Source organism: Streptomyces xylophagus, assembly GCF_000716435.1.
GTDB lineage: Bacteria > Actinomycetota > Actinomycetes > Streptomycetales > Streptomycetaceae > Streptomyces > Streptomyces xylophagus.
In genome coordinates, this window is record NZ_JNWO01000021.1 from 258576 (window position 1) to 276646 (window position 18071).

Annotated in this window: 17 protein-coding genes; 11 read left to right on the forward strand and 6 right to left on the reverse strand. The window is 69.4% G+C overall.

The window, feature by feature from the left end:
* Positions 1-9: 9 nt before the first annotated feature.
* From OO70_RS37465 to OO70_RS37490, 6 genes are all read left to right on the forward strand, one after another.
* On the forward strand, positions 10-645 hold the full coding sequence (locus OO70_RS37465) for a TetR/AcrR family transcriptional regulator (protein WP_043681723.1): 636 nt from the start codon (positions 10-12) through the stop codon (positions 643-645).
* Between the two features lie 297 nt (positions 646-942).
* Positions 943-2529 (forward strand): sensor histidine kinase, encoded by a 1587-nt coding sequence (locus OO70_RS37470; RefSeq protein ID WP_051742000.1) that lies wholly within the window; start codon positions 943-945, stop codon positions 2527-2529.
* Complete coding sequence (locus tag OO70_RS37475; RefSeq protein WP_019066134.1) at positions 2526-2933, forward strand: roadblock/LC7 domain-containing protein; 408 nt, start codon at positions 2526-2528, stop codon at positions 2931-2933. Before OO70_RS37470 ends, OO70_RS37475 begins: the two co-directional genes overlap by 4 nt.
* Positions 2930-3334, forward strand: coding sequence for a DUF742 domain-containing protein (locus OO70_RS37480; protein ID WP_043681728.1), 405 nt, complete (start codon positions 2930-2932; stop codon positions 3332-3334). The genes OO70_RS37475 and OO70_RS37480 overlap by 4 nt, the downstream gene beginning before the upstream one ends.
* Complete coding sequence (locus tag OO70_RS37485) at positions 3315-3935, forward strand: GTP-binding protein (protein ID WP_043681731.1); 621 nt, start codon at positions 3315-3317, stop codon at positions 3933-3935. Before OO70_RS37480 ends, OO70_RS37485 begins: the two co-directional genes overlap by 20 nt.
* A gap of 61 nt (positions 3936-3996) precedes the next feature.
* A complete protein-coding gene (locus OO70_RS37490; RefSeq protein WP_043681734.1) occupies positions 3997-5487 on the forward strand; it encodes a cytochrome P450 in 1491 nt (496 codons plus the stop codon).
* 18 nt (positions 5488-5505) lie between these two features.
* Here the strand turns inward: OO70_RS37490 and OO70_RS37495 are convergent, their stop codons facing one another.
* The 3 genes from OO70_RS37495 to OO70_RS37505 all read right to left on the reverse strand — a co-directional run bounded on the left by OO70_RS37495 (position 5506) and on the right by OO70_RS37505 (position 9700).
* Complete coding sequence (locus tag OO70_RS37495) at positions 5506-6447, reverse strand: RluA family pseudouridine synthase (protein WP_078651709.1); 942 nt, start codon at positions 6445-6447, stop codon at positions 5506-5508.
* A 31-nt stretch (positions 6448-6478) separates the two neighbouring features.
* Positions 6479-7483: a terpene synthase family protein gene (locus tag OO70_RS37500; RefSeq protein WP_043681741.1), complete on the reverse strand. Its 1005-nt coding sequence runs from the start codon at positions 7481-7483 to the stop codon at positions 6479-6481.
* Between the two features lie 645 nt (positions 7484-8128).
* Complete coding sequence (locus tag OO70_RS37505) at positions 8129-9700, reverse strand: amino acid permease (protein WP_043681744.1); 1572 nt, start codon at positions 9698-9700, stop codon at positions 8129-8131.
* Between the two features lie 224 nt (positions 9701-9924).
* Between OO70_RS37505 and OO70_RS37510 the strand changes: the two genes are divergently transcribed.
* From OO70_RS37510 to OO70_RS37520, 3 genes are all read left to right on the forward strand, one after another.
* Positions 9925-10545, forward strand: coding sequence for a PadR family transcriptional regulator (locus OO70_RS37510; RefSeq protein ID WP_043682013.1), 621 nt, complete (start codon positions 9925-9927; stop codon positions 10543-10545).
* A gap of 180 nt (positions 10546-10725) precedes the next feature.
* Positions 10726-11748 (forward strand): daunorubicin resistance protein DrrA family ABC transporter ATP-binding protein, encoded by a 1023-nt coding sequence (locus OO70_RS37515; protein WP_043681747.1) that lies wholly within the window; start codon positions 10726-10728, stop codon positions 11746-11748.
* Entirely contained in the window at positions 11745-12521 is a 777-nt protein-coding gene (locus OO70_RS37520) for an ABC transporter permease (protein ID WP_043681749.1), read from the forward strand. Before OO70_RS37515 ends, OO70_RS37520 begins: the two co-directional genes overlap by 4 nt.
* 104 nt (positions 12522-12625) lie before the next feature.
* Here the strand turns inward: OO70_RS37520 and OO70_RS37525 are convergent, their stop codons facing one another.
* The 3 genes from OO70_RS37525 to OO70_RS37535 form a co-directional block, all read right to left on the reverse strand.
* On the reverse strand, positions 12626-13465 hold the full coding sequence (locus OO70_RS37525) for a siderophore-interacting protein (RefSeq protein WP_043682016.1): 840 nt from the start codon (positions 13463-13465) through the stop codon (positions 12626-12628).
* Positions 13466-13555: 90 nt separating this feature from the next.
* Positions 13556-14485: a 5'-3' exonuclease gene (locus tag OO70_RS37530; RefSeq protein WP_234337027.1), complete on the reverse strand. Its 930-nt coding sequence runs from the start codon at positions 14483-14485 to the stop codon at positions 13556-13558.
* Positions 14486-14506: 21 nt separating this feature from the next.
* Complete coding sequence (locus OO70_RS37535) at positions 14507-14875, reverse strand: hypothetical protein (RefSeq protein WP_043682022.1); 369 nt, start codon at positions 14873-14875, stop codon at positions 14507-14509.
* Positions 14876-14996: 121 nt separating this feature from the next.
* Between OO70_RS37535 and OO70_RS37540 the strand changes: the two genes are divergently transcribed.
* Both OO70_RS37540 and OO70_RS37545 read left to right on the forward strand, forming a co-directional pair.
* Positions 14997-16046: a quaternary amine ABC transporter ATP-binding protein gene (locus tag OO70_RS37540; RefSeq protein ID WP_043681753.1), complete on the forward strand. Its 1050-nt coding sequence runs from the start codon at positions 14997-14999 to the stop codon at positions 16044-16046.
* Positions 16039-17835, forward strand: coding sequence for an ABC transporter permease/substrate binding protein (locus tag OO70_RS37545; RefSeq protein WP_043681756.1), 1797 nt, complete (start codon positions 16039-16041; stop codon positions 17833-17835). The genes OO70_RS37540 and OO70_RS37545 overlap by 8 nt, the downstream gene beginning before the upstream one ends.
* The last annotated feature ends 236 nt before the right edge of the window (positions 17836-18071 follow it).

Consider the following 18071-nt stretch of genomic DNA (forward strand, 5'->3'; position numbering starts at 1 on the left):
ATCGAACGCATGGGGACAACAGGTGCACAGGGGGGCCGCCGGGTCGGCAGGCCGCGGGCCGATCAGCGGCCGGACAGCGGACTGACCCCGCGCGCCGAACTCCTCGCCGCCGCCGCCGAGTTGTTCACCACCCGCGGCTACGCGGCCACCACCACCCGCGCAGTCGCCGAGCGGGCGGGCATGCGGCAGGCGTCCATGTATCACTACGTCTCCGGCAAGGAGGAACTGCTCGCGGACCTCCTGGAGTCCACGGTCACGCCCTCGCTGGCCTACGCCCGGGAACTCCTCGCGGACGACGCCACCCCGGCCGAGGGCCGGCTGTGGGAGCTGTGCCGCACCGACGTCGAGCTGCTGTGCGGCGGTTCGCACAACCTCGGCGGGCTCTATCTGCTGCCCGAGGTGCGGGCCGAGCGCTTCGCCGGCTTCCATGCCGTACGCGCCGAACTCAAGGACGCCTACCGGCAGTTGCTCGCCGCCACGGCCGCCGGTGGGGCGCTGGTCAAGAGCGAGTTGGAGCTGCGCACGGATCTGGTGTTCGGGCTCATCGAGGGGGTCATCCTCGTGCACCGCTCCGACCCCGAACGCCCCGTGTCCGCCTTCGCCGAGGCGACGGCCGACGCCGCGCTGCGCATCGCCGGAATCTGATCCGGAACAGGTGCTTCACTCATTACGGTGAGTGATTTTCGTATGCCCGTACGTCGTTACTCATGGTGTGCGATTGGTGCCGTTGCGTGCAAATGGGCTGAGGGTACTCCTCTCTTGTGTCCCTTTTCAGGGGCTTGCTGAATATGACACAGCGATGATCCGGTCGGACTAAGCTCGCCCGCAGCGCACCGAGTTGGGCTGTATTCGTGCGCTTGTTCCCAAACATGCAAAAGATACAGAAGCTCCCCCCTGGTTTTCCCCCTTCCCCCCCCAGCCGACCTGTCTCAGAGGGCATACATGGTGAGTGTTCAATCGCCTCCCGGTGGCCGTGAACTTCCCTACGCGCGCGTGCTGTTGCCGCCTGCCATAGTGATGGCCGCGGCGACCGGGGCCGCCGTCGCCCTGGTGGCGGGGCCTGCCCGGATGGCCGTCGGCTGGTGCGGTGCCGTCGCCACACTCCTGGTGATCCTCACGGCGGCCGAAGCGGTCCGCCGCGGACGCAACCTCAGGGACCTGCGCGTCGAGCACGACCGTCACACCGCGTATCTGGAACGGCGGATCGCCGACCAGACCCAGGAGATGGTCCGTCTCGGCCAGGAGATCCTGCCCGCCACGCTGCACCGGCTCAGCAGTGGAGAATCCCCCGGAGAGGTGATTCGCCAAGTCGTCGACGCCGATCCCGAGTGGCGGCAACTTCCGGAGCCGCAGCGCGACTTGCTGAGGACCGTGCTCAGGATCGTGGAGCGCGAGGAGAACATGCGTGACTCCGCGCAGCGTTCCTTCGTCAGCATCGCCCGCCGTGTCCAGGCCATCGTCCACCAACAGGCCAAGGAACTCCGGGAGATGGAGGAGGACCACGGCCGCAACCCCGAGGTCTTCGACGACCTTCTGCGCATCGACCACGGCACCGCGCTGATCGGCCGTCTCGCCGACTCCATCTCGGTGCTCGGTGGCGGCCGCCCCGGCCGCCAGTGGCCCGAACCGGTGCCGCTGTACAGCGTGTTGCGCGGCGCCATGTCCCGCATCCTGGAGTACCGGCGCATCGAGCTGCACTCCATCGCCAAGGTCAACATCCGCGGCATCTCCGTCGAGCCGGTCATCCACGCGGCGGCCGAACTCCTCGACAACGCCACCCGCTACTCGCCCCCGCAGACCAAGGTCCACGTCACTGCCGTGGAGGTGCAGACCGGCGTCGCCATCGAGATCGAGGACGGCGGCGTCAGCCTCAGCGAGGAGTCCCGGGCCCGCGCCGAGGGCATGCTGGAGCGCGCCAAGGCCGGCACCGACCTCCAGGACCTCGGCGAGAGCCCGCGCCTGGGCCTCGCCGTCGTCGGCCGGCTCTGCGCGACGTACAACATGCAGATCTCGCTGCGGGCCTCGGCCTACGGCGGCGTCCGCGCCGTCCTCATCGTGCCCAGCGAGATGCTCACCCCCGGCACCGCGCCCGGACTCGCCCACGGCATCGGCGCCACCGCCGTGCCCAAGGTGGAGCTCGGCGCGCTCGAGGGACCCAAGCGCACGGTCAAGCGCCGCCGCCCCACCAGCCCGCGCATCCCGGCCTCGGTGAGCATGGAGGACGAGATCCCCGAGGTCACCGAGTGGACGGCGGGCGGCCTGCCGCAGCGCCGCAGCCGGGTCAAGACCCCGCTCTCCCAGCGGTACGCCGAACAGGCCGCCGCCGAGCGCGCCGAGGCCGCCGCAAGGGAGGCCCGCTCCGCCTGGGGCACGCCCGAGCCCGAGCCGGAGAAGAAGGACGAACCCGAACCGGGCCTGTGGGTCGAGGCGTTCATGGAAGGCCTCAAGGGCGACCCGGACCCGACCGCTTTCACCCAGAAGACCGAGCCGGCCCGTGTCGAGGCCGACGACGAGGGGGACCTCAAGTGATCCAGCAGCGAGCCAACTTCGACTGGATGCTCAAGGATCTCGCCGACGGCGTGCCCGGCATCCAGCAGATCGTGGTCCTGTCCGCCGACGGACTGCGCATCGCCCGCTACGGCGGCGATCCGGACGCCGCCGACCGCGTCGCCGCGGCGTGCGCCGGACTGCAGAGCCTGGCGGGCGCCGTCGCCTCCGAGATCCCGGGCAGCGACGGCCGGATGAAGATGGTCATCATCGAGATCAACGGCGGCTACTTCTATCTGATGGCCGCGGGCGCCAACGCCTATCTGGCCGTCCTGTCCGACGTGGTCGCCGAACCCGGCCTGATGAGCAACCGCATGCGCGACCTCGTCGTCAGAATCGGCGCCCACCTCACCAGCCCGCCGAGGCGCAACGGGCAGACCGTATGACTCCTCCGCAACGCCGACGGCGACATCCCAAGGAAGAACCGCCGCCCGAACCCCCGAAGAAACAGGGCGAAGGAAAGATCCCGGAGCGGCTGTACGTGCTCACCGGCGCGGCCGAGGACGGTGACCGGGCCGAACTCGACCTGGTCACGCTGATCGTGGCGCGTTCCGACGCGCCGCAGTCGGCCACTCCGGAGCAGGCGACCCTGCTCGGGCTCTGTATCGCCCCCCTGTCCGTGGCCGAGCTGTCGGCCTATCTCAACCTGCCGTACAGCGTGGTGACCGTCCTGCTCACCGAGCTGCTGACGGCCGAACTGGTGCAGGCGCGCGCCCCGATCGTCCGCCAGGCGCTCCCCGACCGTTCCCTCCTCGAAGCGGTGATGCATGGACTTCAAAAGCTCTGACACCATCACGGGTCCACGGACCGAGGACCATCTCCCGCACACGGCCCAGGCCGCGGTGAAGATCGTGATCGTCGGCGGCTTCGGGGTCGGCAAGACGACCATGGTCGGTTCGGTCAGCGAGATCAGGCCGCTGACCACCGAGGAGACCATGACGCAGGCCGGCGTCGGCGTCGACGACAACTACGGCTCGGAGAGCAAGACGGCCACCACCGTCGCGATGGACTTCGGCCGCATCAGCATCACCGACCAACTGGTGCTGTACCTCTTCGGCACCCCCGGCCAGGAACGCTTCTGGTTCCTGTGGAACGGGCTGTTCGAGGGCGCGCTCGGCGCGGTGGTGCTGATCGACACCCGCCGCCTCGAAGTCAGCTTCGACGTCATAGGACGGCTGGAGGAGCGCGGCGTGCCGTTCGTGATCGCCGTCAACTCCTTCCCGGACGGCCCGCATTACCCCATCGAGGACCTGCGGGCGGCGCTCGACCTGGCACCGGAGATCCCCATCGTGGAGTGCGACGCACGCCGCCGGGCCTCCAGCCGGGACGTCCTGATGACGCTGATGGGCTTTCTGCACTCCCTCGCCCTGACGGGTTCACTCACCTGACCCCACCCCTTTGCCCCAACTCCCCTGACACCGAATCCACTTCAGTTTCGGAGCGAACACCGTGACGTCTGAACCCCACTCCCTGACCGATACGGACGACCTTTCGCCCGGTCCGCCCCCCGGCTGCCCCGCACACGGCACGGGCCCCGGCGGACTGCGCCGGCTGTACGGTCCCGAGGCCGAGGACCTGGGAGCCGTGTACGAGCAACTCCGCGCCGAACACGGTGCGGTGGCCCCCGCGCTGCTGCACCAGGACGTGCCGATCTGGGTGGTGCTCGGCCACGGCGAGAACCTGCACATGGTGAGCAGCCCTTCGCAGTTCTGCAAGGACAGCCGGCTGTGGACTCCCATGCTGGAGGGCGAGGTCAAGCCCGACCACCCGCTGATGCCGCACTTCGCCTGGCAGCCGATCTGCGCGCACGCCGAGGGCGACGAGCACCGGCGGCTGCGCGACGCGGTCACCGGCGCCATGTCGACCATCGACCACCGGGGCATCCGCCGGCACATCTACCGTGCGACCCAACACCTCGTCAACGAGTTCTGTGAGGGGGGCAGGGCCGACCTGGTCTCCCAGTTCGCCGAGCATCTGCCGATGGCGGTCATGTGCGAGATCCTCGGCATGCCCGAGGAGTACGGCGACCGGTTGGTGCATGCCGCCCGCGACTGTCTCAAGGGCAGCGAGACCGCGCTCGCCAGCCACGCCTACCTCATGGAGGTCCTCAACCGGCTCGCCGTCCGTCGCCGGGCCCAGCCTCAGGAGGACTTCACGAGTCATCTCGTCACCCACCCGGCGGGGCTCACCGACGAGGAGCTCAGGGAACACCTGCGCGTGGTGCTCCTCGCCTCCTACGAGACCACGGCCAACCTCCTCGCCAACGTGCTGCGCATGGTGCTCACGGAACCGGGCTTCCGGGCCCAGCTGAACGGCGGCCAGATGACCGTGCCCGAGGCGGTCGAGCAGTCCCTGTGGGACGAGCCGCCGTTCAGCACCGTCTTCGCCTACTTCGCCAAGCAGGAGACGGAGCTGGGCGGCCAGCGCATCCGCAAGGGCGACGGACTGCTGTTCGCGCCCGCGCCGGGCAATGTGGACCCCCGGGTGCGGCCCGACCTCAAGGCCAACATGATGGGCAACCGCTCGCACCTCGCCTTCGGCGGCGGCACCCATGAATGCCCGGGCCAGGACATCGGCCGCGCCATCGCCGACGTCGGCGTCGACGCACTGCTGACCCGTGTTCCGGACATCCAGCTCGCCTGCGGGGAGCACGAACTGCGCTGGCGGTCGTCCATCGGGAACCGGCACCTGGTGGAACTGCCGGTGAGGTTCGCGCCGAAGGCCCAGCAGGACGTCACGGAACTGCCCGCCGTCAACCCGTCGATGCGGCAGCGCCCGAACGACTGGGAGGTCAGCTCCGCGCCGGTCCGGCCCACGGTTCCGGCGCCCGCCGTCCCGGTCGACGAGCCCGCCGCGGTGCCCGCTCCGGCGCCGGTGCCCCAACCGGCCCGCCGGCCGGGCCTGTTCCGCCGCTTCCTGCGTTGGTGGCACGGCGAATGAGCCGACCGGCCGGCGGGGTCACTCCGCCCATTCCTCGTACGACGACCAGGCCCGCAGCACCCGCGGGCTGACGAACCGGTGCTCGTACCCCGTGACCGGATCGGTGAACTCCAGGCCCCGCGCCAGCAGTTGGAGCGGACGCCGGAAATCACCGGCCGGCACGGGGTCGGTCACCACCGGATAGAGGGGATCGCCGAGGATGGGCACCCCCAAGGCGCTCATGTGCACCCGCAGTTGGTGCGTCTGCCCGGTACGCGGGGTGAGCCGGTACCGGGCCCGCCCGTGCCGGTGCTCCAGCAGCTCGACCCGACTGACCGCGTTGGTCTCGCCCTCGACCTCCTGGGCCGCCAGGATCCCGCGCTCCTTGACGATCCGGCTGCGCACGGTGCGTGGCAGGGTCAGCGTCGGGTCGTACGGGGCCACCGCCTCGTACTCCTTCGCCACCCGCCTGTCGCGGAACAGCGACTGGTACGCGCCGCGCTCCTCCGGTCGCACGATGAACAGCACCAGCCCGGCCGTCAGCCGGTCGAGGCGGTGGGCCGCGCCGAGTGCCGGGATTCCCAGCTGCCGCCGCAGCCGCGCCAGGGCGGTCTCGGCGACGTGGCTGCCGCGCGGGGTGGTGGCCAGGAAGTGCGGCTTGTCGGCCACCACCACGTGCTCGTCCCGGTACACGACGTCGACCGGGAACGGCACGCGCTCCTCGTCCGGCAGTTCCCGGTGGAACCACACGAACATCCCCGGCACGTACGCCGTGTCCCGCGACACCGGGTGCCCGGTGACGTCCACGATCCGTCCCTCTTCGAGCATGGTGTCGATCACCTCGGCCCCGGCCGCGAGCCGGGCCACGAGATGATCCCGCACGGTCGCCCACGCGTTCCCGGCCGGCAGCCGCACCCGCACCGGATCCACTCCGTCGCGCTGGGGCAGGGGAGAGGGCGGGAGCGGGGTACGGCGTCTCATCACGATCAAGCGTACGTGGCGGTGCGGGTTCTCAGGATCCAAGAACTGTGGATGGCGCGTCTCCCGGGGCAGGCGCCTGATACCGCGGGGCGGTGGTCGTCCAGGCGTCGACGGCGGCGAGGTGGTAACCCATCACTTCGACGACGGCCGACAGTTGCTCACGATCGTTGCCGTTCAGCCGCAACTGTTCACAGAGGTCCGGGAGTTGAGTGTTCTCAAGGTGTTCGTACTCCGACCGCCTGGCCGTACGCAGCCGGGTTATCACGGCTGCGGCCTCGTCGACGGAGACGTCCAGGAACCTCGCGAACACGAGGACGAAGTTGCATATCTCGTCCTCCTTCTCGACCTCTCGACGGTAGGAGCGGACGTCGTTGTAGAGAGTCTGAAGGTCTATCCAGGCGTCCGTCAGCGCACGGAAGGGGCGGGAGCGGCGCACGCGCGCCGGCACTTCCGCGCCGGCCACGTGCTCGGCAAGGCAGATCCCGACCTGGCCGCCGAACGAGCCGCGGCGGCGGCCAAGGTACTCGGCCGGATCAGGAATACGCCCGGTGCACATGCATTCCAGTTCCCAGCACTGCCCGTCGGCGTATTCCAGCACGGCGTCCCGCATGTTGCGTTTCCAGTCCGTCGACCGGGTCGGCGTCATCCGTATCCATAAATCGGCAAGGGACCTCTCGATGGGGTGCTTCGGCATCGCGTGGGAGGTGCCGTGCAGCGGCATGAACAGAGAGAGCCGGTCGACCAGGGCCCGCGCTCCGTGGAGATCGCGCTCGGCCTTGAAGGTCCTCGGGAACAGCAGGTCCAGGGCGAACATCCATGCGTAAAGGTGGTAGGCGAGGAACAGCTCATCCTTGTCCGCGCCGGGATAGCACCACGCGGTGCAGTCGGCGAGCCCGATGGCCGCCCACTCGTCCGGGTCGGCCGCGACGGGCAGGAGCCCCATGTCGTACGTCCAGTCGTCGCCGTCGCGATTCAGCAATTCGACGTACGGGTTCCCCTGCCATGTGTAATGTGATCGGAGCGAGGATGTGCTCATCGTGCTGATCTCCTGTCGGGACGCAAGGCCTGACACGGGCAGCGGTTGTCAGGCCTTTCGGCTGTGCGGAGCACGGAATCGGAGACTCGCGGGGGAGCCCTTGGCGTTGCCCTCCGGGTGACGTGACGGAGCCGACCAAGTCCACGAACTGCGCGCTGTGCTCCCTACGCCGTGACTGCGGCGTGGCTGATTCGTGCACGAATGAGGCCTGCGAGCTGAACCGGTCGAGCGGGTCCCATCGACCGCGTGCCGGTGGTGCCGTCAGCCGTGGCCTTGGACGCGACCGCCGGGCGGTGCGGTCGCGGATCGTCTCCACCTTCCGTTGTGCCAGCGGATTTAGTCAACTGTTCGAGGCCGGACGGAACTCAGGGAAGGCGCCGTCGCGAGGTGTCGCGCTGCCGGCCGTCGCGGGCATCCGGGCACCACCTCCAACGGGTCCGGGTGCGACATCGAGTGATGTCGTCAATTCGCCCTGAAAGACCCTTGCTCCGGACCATGCGACGGCCCCCGCCTCCCCAAAAGGGCGCTCTGCCCCGGCGCATGGAGCTACCCCGGCGCATGGAACGGCTCTCCGCTTGCCGGATGCGCGGCTTCGCGCTCCGTCCAGTGAGCTGTCCATGCGCCGTCAACCGACCACAACAAGGCCTATTTCGGCGGTAGTTGAGCAGTATCAGCAAAGGATCGAGCAGGTTCGGTCGCGGAGCGCACGCGGCGCGCGCGCATGAGCCGGTACACAGCTCCGAACGCAACCGTCGCCGCCAGGAACAGCACCGTGAACCACTGGAAGTACCAGTGCCCGCCCGCCGGGTCGTACACCGCGGCCCGCGGCCATGCCAGGTTGACCGTCATGACGAGGCCGTAGAGAAGCGCCAGGGCGTTGACCGGCACTCCCCACCGCCCCAGGGAGAAGAGGCGCGCGCCCGTCTCGTCCGTGCCGTCGGTGGTGAACTCGCCGCGCACGCGGCGGATCAGCAGCGGGCCCGTCACCATCGCGTACGCCAGGTACAGCATCACGATGCAGGTGGTGCCGATGGCGAGGAACGCGTCCGGGGAGGCGAAGTTGAGGAGGAGCAGCACTGCCGACAGGACGCCCACGACGAGGGCGGGGGCGCTGGGCATGCCCGTGCGGGGGTTGACCTTGGACAGGCGGCCGGAGAAGGGGAGTTGGCCGTCGCGGGCCATGGAGAAGAGCATGCGGCAGGCCGCCGTCTGGATGGCCAGGGTCGCCACCGCGATCGCCACCACCACGTCGGCCAGCAACGCCTTGCCGACGCCGTCGCCGAGCCTGCTCGTCAGGACGTAGCTCAGGCCGTCGACGCCCAGGTGCCCGTCGGTCAGGCTGGGGGCGGCGAGCAGGCCGCCGAGGATGATCAGGCCGCCTAGCAGGCCCGCGGCGCTGAGCGCGGTGAGGATCGTGCGGGGCGCGGTGCGGCGCGGGTTGTGGGTCTCCTCGCTCATCTCGCCCGCGCTGTCGAAGCCGATCATCACGTACGCCGCCGTGAACGAGCCGACCAGCAGCGCGCCGAGCAGTCCGCCCTCCAGGCTGCCGGTCGTGTGGAAGGTGATGGTCGGGGTGCGCTTCGAGTGGGTCAGCAGGAGCACGACGATCAGGATCGCGCCGATGATCTCCGCCGTCACTCCGACCCGGTTGATCACCGACATCACGCGGTTGTCGAGGATGTTCACCACGGTCGTCAGGACGAGCAGGATCACGCCCAGGACCGCCGCGTTGGCCGCGCCGTCCGGTGAGGTGGGCGCGGGGTCGGTGCCCACCAGCTGGAAGCCCGACCAGATCGCCGGCAGCACCATCTGGAGGGCCAGGGCCGCCGCGGCCACCACCACGATCTGCCCGATCACCATGATCCAGCCGGCGAACCAGCCGAAGGTCGCGTTCGAGAGGCGCGAGGACCACTGGTAGATCGCGCCCGAGATCGGGTAGCGCGCGGCCAGTTCGGCGAAGCAGGCGGCCACCAGCAGCTGGCCGGCCAGCACGATCGGCCAGGCCCAGAAGAAGACCGGGCCGCCGAACGCGTACCCGAAGGCGAAGAACTGGAAGACGGTCGTCAGTACGGAGATGAAGGAGAACCCGGCCGCGAACGACGCGTACCGGCCGAGGCTGCGATGCAGCTCCTGGCGGTAGCCGAACTCCGCGAGGGAGCCGTCGTCGGGGGAGTGGGGCGGATCGGGGCGAACGTCGGAGGGGGTGGTTGTGGCCACGGCGGCACCTGCCTTCGGCGCGAATTCCTGTCGGGTGACAGAAATTAGGGAGAGGCTGTTTCGGCCGCGTCACGCCGCCGTGTCCGGTGCGGGCCTAAGTCCTCACGCTCTTGCCATCGCACTGGAAACGCGATACATCGTGTGTATTGACGTCCGCCTCGAACTCGCGATATGTTCGGTCACGGATATTCGGACGCGAGGCGCGGATGGAGGTGGGGATCCCGATGGCCGGGAAGCGTCGCAAGCTGAGCAATCCGCTGGCCCTCGCCGTGCTCGTCACCCTCTGGCAGAAGCCCATGCATCCGTACGAGATCGCCCAGACCCTGCGCCGCCAGGGCAAGGACACCAGCACGAAGATCAACTACGGATCGCTCTACACGGTCGTGCAGAACCTCGAGAAGCACGGCTTCGTCGAGGTCGCCGACATAGAGCGGAAGGGCAACCGCCCCGAGCGCACGGTCTACGGCCTGACCGGGGCCGGCCGCGAGGAGATGACCGAGTGGCTGTCCGAGCTGCTGGCCCGCCCGGTCAAGGAGTACCCGATCTTCGAGACCGCCCTGTCCCTGCTCGGCGCCCTGCCGCCCGATGAGGTGGTGACGCTCCTGGAGGAGCGGGTGGGGACCCTGGAGGTGCAGGCGGCGAGTCAGCGCGGGGCGCTGGAGAAGCTGTACGAGACGGTGCCCCGGCTCTTCCTGGTCGAGACCGAGTACCAGTTGCACATGGTCCAGGCGCAGACGGCGTGGGTCCGAGATCTCGTCGAAGAGATCAAGAGGGGCTCGCTCGCCGGCGTCGACGGATGGCGCCACTTCCACGAAACGGGGGAGCTGCCACCGGAGTTCGCATGAACAGGACTGACCCCGACCGGGCTGTTGCAGCAGCCCCGCCGGGGTCACGAACCCCGAACTGACCCGCCGTGCGGCAGAGCCAGGCGATCGAGGTGCGGCACACCCAGGATAGCCCGGCGCTCTTCACACGGATCAGTCGTGCCCTTGCACACATCCGCCCACACAGGGAGAGCAGTCGTCATGAGTGGTACCCGTGCGCCCGCGGTCCAGGCGCGTCAGCTGATCAAGACCTATCCCGGCGATGTCACCGCCCTCAACGGCATGGACGTCACCGTCGAACCCGGCACCGTCTTCGGCCTCCTCGGCCCGAACGGCGCCGGCAAGTCCACCACCGTCAAGATCCTCACCACCCTGGCCCGCCCCGACTCGGGCACGGCCACCGTCGCCGGCCACGACGTCCTGCGCCACCCGGACCGGGTCCGCCGCGCGATCGGTGTGGTCGCCCAGAACTCGGGCGCCGACCCGACGGCGACCGGCCGCGAGAACCTCCAACTCCAGGGCAGGCTCTACGGCTTGAAGGGCGCCGCCCTCGCGAAGCGGGTGGACGAACTCCTCGACCGCTTCACCCTCACCGACGCCGCGAAGCGCCCGGTGAAGGGCTACTCCGGCGGAATGCGCCGCCGCCTGGACGTGGCGCTCGGCCTGGTGCACCGGCCCGAGGTGCTGTTCCTCGACGAGCCGACCACCGGCCTCGATCCGGAGGCCCGCACGGCGATGTGGGACGAGATCGGTCGGCTGGCGGGGGAGGAGGGACTGACCATCCTGCTCACCACGCACTACCTCGAAGAGGCCGACCGGCTCGCCGAGCGCATCGCGATCGTCGACCGCGGCCGGGTCGTCGTGGAAGGCACCCCCGACTCCCTCAAGGGTGAACTCCGGGGCGACGCCGTCCACTTGGAGCTGCGGGAAGCGGTCGGCGACGCCGGTCGTACGCTCCTGCGGGGCACCCTCGTCGGACTGCCGGGCGTGCACGAGGTGCTGGTCGACGGGCGCCGGGTCAGTGCCCGCGCCGACGACGGAGCGGCCGCGATGCCCCTACTGCTGGCGGCGTTCGAGCGCGTCGGCGTCGGAGTCGCCGCCGCGACCGTCGCCCGCCCCTCACTCGACGACGTCTACCTCCGTTACGCGGGCCGCCGTTACTCCGAGGCCGACTCGAACGGCACCGAGCAGCTCGCCGTCGCCGTCGCCGGAGGTGCGCGATGAGCACCGCCGTATCGCAGACCTGGTACATGACGCAGCGTCAACTCATGGTGTTCGTACGGCAGCCCGCCTTCGCGGTCATCACGCTCATCCAGCCGGTGATCTGGCTGTTCCTGTTCGGCAACCTCTTCAAGAAGGTCGTCGAACTCGGCGGCTTCGGCACCACCTCGTACCTGGACTACCTCGTCCCCGGTGTGGTCGCGATGAGCGCCCTCAGCTCCAACATGTGGGCGGGCATGGGCACGTTGGAGGAGATCCAGCGCGGCACCCTCAACCGCTTCCTGACCACCCCGGTCAGCCGGGCCGCGCTGATGAACGGCAACGTCGTCAACAACGGCCTGGTGACCGCGTTCCAGTCGGTGGTCATCGTGCTGCTCGGACTGCTGGGCGGCGCCGACTACCCGGGCGGCATCGGCGGCATCGCGATCCTGGTCGCGGCGTCCGTACTGCTCGGCACCATATTCGGGGCGCTCTCCAACGCGCTCGGCATGCTGGTGCGCGAGCGGGAATCCATCATCGGCATCAACACGTTCCTGCTGCTGCCGCTGACATTCCTCTCCAGCGCCTTCATGGCCCCGTCCCAGATGCCCTCGTGGATGCGGCACACCGCCGACTTCAACCCGCTCAACTGGGCGATGGTGGCGGGCCGTTCGGCGATGAGCGAACACCCGGACTGGGGCGACGTGCTGAGCCGGGGTGGCGCGCTACTGGGGCTGGCGGTGGCAGCGGTATGGCTGTCGATCCGTACGTTCAGGTCGTATCAGCGGTCCGTATAAGCGCCCCGAGACAAGCGCCCCGAAGGGGCGCGGGGAACGGCGCGACCAGCCACAACGCACCCGCAGACGCCAAACAACCCAAAGCGGCACCCTCCGTGGCGCACCTACGCGGCGACGCCCTCCTGCTCCGCCTCGATCTTCGCGTTCCACTCCCGCTTCGACGCCTGCCAGCCGTCCTCGTTGTGGCCCAGCCGCCAGTAGCCGGAGATCGACAGGTCCTCGCGCGGAATCGCCAACTCGACCCGCAGCAGGGCGCGCAGGTCTTTCACGAAGGCCGCCTCGCCGTGCACGAACGCGTGCATCCGGCCCTCCGGGAACTCCAGTGCCCGTACGGCCGCGGCGAGTGTTTCGCCGACGGGACGGTCTCCGCGGTGCAGCCAGACGACCTCGATGTCGGAGTCGATCTTCTGCTCCTCCTCGGGCCCGGAGATCTCCACGAAAGCGTGTGCCGTGGCGCCCTCGGGCAGCGACTCCAGGGCGCGGGCGATCGCGGGCAGCGCGCTCTCGTCCCCGGCGAGCAGATGCCAGTCGGCGCCCGCGTCGGGGGCGTAGGCGCCGCCGGGGCCCATGAAGTGGACGGTCTCGCCCGGCTGGACGCGGGTGGCCCACGGCCCGGCGAGGCCCTCGTCGCCGTGGATGACGAAGTCCAGGGTCATCTCGAGGTGCTCGGGGTCCCAGGCGCGCACGGTGTAGGTCCGGGTCACCGGCCACTGCTCGCGCGGGAACTCCGCCCGGATGCGCTCCACGTCGAAGGGCTCGGGGTAGGTCGCACCCCCGGCCGGGAACAGCAGCTTCACGTAATGGTCGGTGCAGGTGTCCGCCGAGAACTCGGCCAGACCCTCGCCACCGAGCACCACCCGCTGCATATGGGGAGTCAGGCGTTCGGTGCGGACGACCTGCGCGGAGTGGGGCTTTCGCGGCTTCCGTGCCGGACGTTCTGCCATGACGGCCTCCCAGATTCCCATGCTTAGGCTTACCTAAGTTAGCACTACATTCTCTGTGAAAGGCAAGAAAGCAAGGGTCAAGAACAATGCTTACGCGCCCAGCGTGGTGAGCAGTCGTTGCAATGATCCGCCCAGCCCCCAGCGCTCCGCCAGTGCGCCCACCAGCTCCGGATCACGCGGCGCGTGCGGCAGCGTCGGGTCGACATCCGGCAGCGGTACGTCGTCCGCGACCCGTACGACCTTGGGCGCGACCGCGACGTACGGCCGCGCCTCGTCGAGGCGCTTGCGCTGCGAGGGTGTCAGCTTGGACTTCGGATCGTCGATCGCCGCCATGATCCCGGGCACGTCACCGAACTCGGCGAGCAGTTTCGCCGCCGTCTTCTCGCCGATGCCCGGCACCCCCGGCAGCCCGTCGCTGGGGTCGCCGCGCAGCAGCGCCAGATCCACGTACCCCCTACCGTCGACTCCATACTTCTCGCGCAGCAGCGCCTCGTCGGTGAGCTGGAGCATGCCGACGCCCTTGATCGGATACAGCACCCGGATCCCGCGGGCGTCGTCGACGAGCTGGTACAGGTCGCGGTCGCCGGTGACGATGTCCACCGGGCCCTTGGCGTGCGCCGTGAACGTACCGATCACGTCGTCCGCCTCGTACGGCTCGACACCCACGCGCGCGATGCCGACCGCGTCGAGGACGGCCTCGATGATCGGCACCTGCGGGGAGAGCGTGTCCGGCACCTCCTCCGCGTCCGGGCCGCTCTCGCGCACCTCGGCGACGCGGTGCGCCTTGTAGGTGGGGATCAGGTCGACCCGCCACTGCGGCCGCCAGTCCGCGTCCATGCACGCCACCAGCTGGTCGGGACGGTGGTCCTTGACCAGCCGGTCGATGAATTCGAGCAGCCCGCGCACGGCGTTCACCGGCGTCCCGTCCGGTGCCTTCACGGACTCCGGGACGCCGAAGTAGGCGCGGAAGTAGAGCGAGGCGGTGTCGAGGAGCATCAGTCGTCCGGTCACGTCACGCATCATGCCGCACCGCGCGGACGGTCAGGTGTCGGCGCGGGACGAAAGCGAGAGCAGCCAGGTCCACCGCGGGCGCTCCGTGACCAGCGTGACGGCGGCCAGCACGGACACCAGTACGGCGGCCCACAGCGGCATGATCCACCAGGCGGCCACCAGGGCACCGGTGATCTGCAGCAGCACCAGCAGGATCGTGACCCACCCCGGTACCGGCACGACCGCCCGCTCCTTGTCGCCGGGAGTGGCGAACACGGTCGGCAGCCCGATCAGCACCACGAGTGACAGCACCGCCAGCACCCAGGAATGACGGGCCAGCGCCCACGGCATGCCCACCCAGGCGACGAGCTCCGTGCCGAAGCGAAAGGCCGACGGCAGCCGGTCGTCCGGTCGTTCCACGGTCACCCCCCAGGGACTCGGGAAGCGATCCTACGACGCGAGTGACCTGAAGCACCTTCGCGTTTGCGGGTGACGGGCCAGGGCAGGCGCGGCCAGTCCCGCCCCCCATCGAGAGGTACACGTGTCAGCCAGGCTAGAAGCCGAACACCTGCACAAGGTGTTCGGCAGACGACCGGACCAGGCAGTCGAGCGGCTCCGCCAGGGAACCGACCGGGAGGAACTGCGCGCCGACGGCATCACCGCCGCCGTCGTCGACGCCTCCTTCTCCGTCGCCCCTGGCGAGATCTTCGTCGTCATGGGCCTGTCCGGCTCCGGCAAGTCCACCCTCCTGCGCATGCTCAACGGACTCCTGGAACCCACCGCGGGCCGCGTCCGCTACGACGGCCAGGACCTGACCGCGCTCAGCGACCGCGAACTCCGCGCCGTCCGCGCCCGCAAGATCAGCATGGTCTTCCAGCACTTCGCGCTCTTCCCGCACCGCAGCGTCCGCGAGAATGCGGCCTACGGCCTGGAAGTGCAGGGCGTACCCCGCGCCGAGCGCGAGCGCCGCGCCGGCGAGGCGCTCGCCCTGTGCGGCCTGGCCGGCTGGGAGGACTCCTGGCCCGACGAGCTGTCCGGAGGCATGCAACAGCGCGTGGGCCTGGCCCGCGCTCTCGCCACCGACGCCGACCTGCTCCTCATGGACGAGTCGTTCAGCGCGCTCGACCCGCTGATCCGCCGGGACATGCAGGACCAACTCCTGGAACTCCAGAAGTCGTTGAAGAAGACCATCGTCTTCATCACCCACGACCTCAACGAGGCCATGCGCCTCGGCGACCGCATCGCCGTCATGCGCGACGGCCGCATCGTCCAGACCGGCACCGCCGAGGACATCCTGCTCCGCCCGGCCAACGACTACGTCGCCTCCTTCATCCAGGACGTCGACCGCTCCCGGGTACTGACCGCGAGCTCCGTCATGGACACCGGCGTCGACGGCCACGAGGCCGACTGCGCCTGCGCGACCGCCACCCCGGACACCCCCTTCACCGACCTGTGCGCCCTCAGCGCCCGCCTCACCCACCCGGTCGCGGTGCTCGACGAGGCCGACGAGGTCGTGGGAGTCGTACCGCAGGAACGCCTGGTCGCGTTCCTCGGCGGGGAATCCGCGGAGGAGGTGGCCGCCCATGCCTAGGCTTCCGCTCGGCGACTGGGTCGACTCCGGTGTCGACTGGCTCCTCGCCCACATGTCCTGGCTCTTCGACGCGATCAAGACCGTCGTCGAGGGCATGTACGACGGCATCAACGCCGCCCTCGCCGCCCCCGAACCCCTGCTCCTGGCGGGCATCCTGGCGGTGATCGCCTGGTGGCTGCGCGGACTGGTCGCGGGTGTCCTGGCCTTCGCCGGATTCCTGCTCATCGACTCGCTCGACCTGTGGGACCGGGCCATGTCGACACTCGCCCTGGTACTCGTCGCGACCGTCATCGCCTTGGTGATCTCGATCCCGCTGGGCATCTGGGCGGCCCGTTCCAGGACGGTCAGCGCGGTCGTACGACCCGCTCTCGACCTGCTCCAGACGATGCCGTCGATGGTGCTGCTGATCCCGGCGATCCTCTTCTTCGGCCTCGGCACCTCCGCCGGCGTGATCGCCACTCTGATCTTCGCGCTCGCCCCCGGCGTCCGCATGACCGAGCTGGGCATCCGCCAGGTGGACGCCGAACTCGTGGAAGCGGCCGAGGCGTTCGGCACCTCACCGCGCGACACCCTGCTGCGCGTCCAACTGCCCCTCGCGCTCCCGACGATCATGGCGGGCGTCAACCAGGTCATCATGCTGGGCCTGTCGATGGTCGTCATCGCCGGCATGGTCGGCACCGGCGGACTCGGCGGCGCCGTCAACGAGGCCATCGGCCAGCTCGACATCGGCTTCGGCTTCGAGGCGGGCGTCGGCATCGTCGTCCTCGCCATCTACCTGGACCGCATGACCAGCGCGCTCGGCACCCAGATCTCCCCGCTGGGCCGCAGGGCCGCAGCCAAGGCCCGCATGGCCGGCGGTGCCAAGCCCTGGAACTACCGCCCCCGCCCCGCGTTCGCCGTGATCGGCGTGGTCGTCCTCGCCCTGGTGGCCGGCGGCATGGGCATCTTCGGCCCCTCCTCGGGCACGAAGGTGAACTCCGCCACGGACGTCGGCAAGGGCAAGAACATCACCATCGGCTACATCCCCTGGGACGAGGGCATCGCCTCCACCTTCCTCTGGAAGGAAGTCCTGGAGGAGCGCGGCTACAAGGTCACCACCACCCAGTACGCCGCCGGCCCCCTCTACACCGGCGTAGCCACCGGCCAGATCGACTTCCAGACCGACGCCTGGCTGCCCACCACGCACGCCGAGTACTGGAAGAAGTACGGCAAGCAGCTCGACGACCTCGGCAGCTGGTACGGCTCCACGTCCCTGGAGCTGACCGTCCCGTCGTACATGAAGGACGTCAACACCCTCGCCGACCTCAAGACCCACGCCTCCGAGTTCGGCGGCAGGATCACCGGCATCGAACCGAGCGCCGGAATGATGGGCCTCCTCAAGACCAAGGTCCTCAAGGAGTACGGCCTCCAGGGCTCCTACGACGTCGTCGACGGCTCCACCCCGGCGATGCTGGCCGAGCTGCAGCGCGCGTACGCCAAGAAGCAGCCGATCGTCGTCACGCTCTGGTCGCCGCACTGGGCGTACAGCGAGTACAAGCTGAAGAAGCTCAAGGACCCGAAGAACGCCTGGGGCAAGGGCGACGGCGTGCACACCGTGGCCCGTAAGGGTTTCGCCGCCGACAACCCCGACGTCGGCAAGTGGCTGAGGGACTTCCGGATGACCGAGGGACAGCTCACCGGTCTGGAGGCGCAGATCCAGAAGTCGGGCAAGGGCGAGGAACAGGCCGCCGTCCGCAGCTGGCTCAAGCAACACCCGGGCCTCGTCGACCAGTTGGCCCCGGTGACCTGACGGCCCCGCAGCCGCCGCCCCGGGAACGGCCCTCGCCGGTACGGAAAGAATCCGGCCAACCACATAGCGCTACGAAACCCCGTAATCGGGCCTGCGATGTGAGCGGGAACACAGGCGGCCGCGTACGCATTGAAGAGGAGGGACGAACTCTCGCGCGGATCGAGGGGCGGTGGGCCCTCCCGCACTGGCCAGAACTGTGAGGTCCGATCGCACGCTGTGTGACGTGGATGTGACAG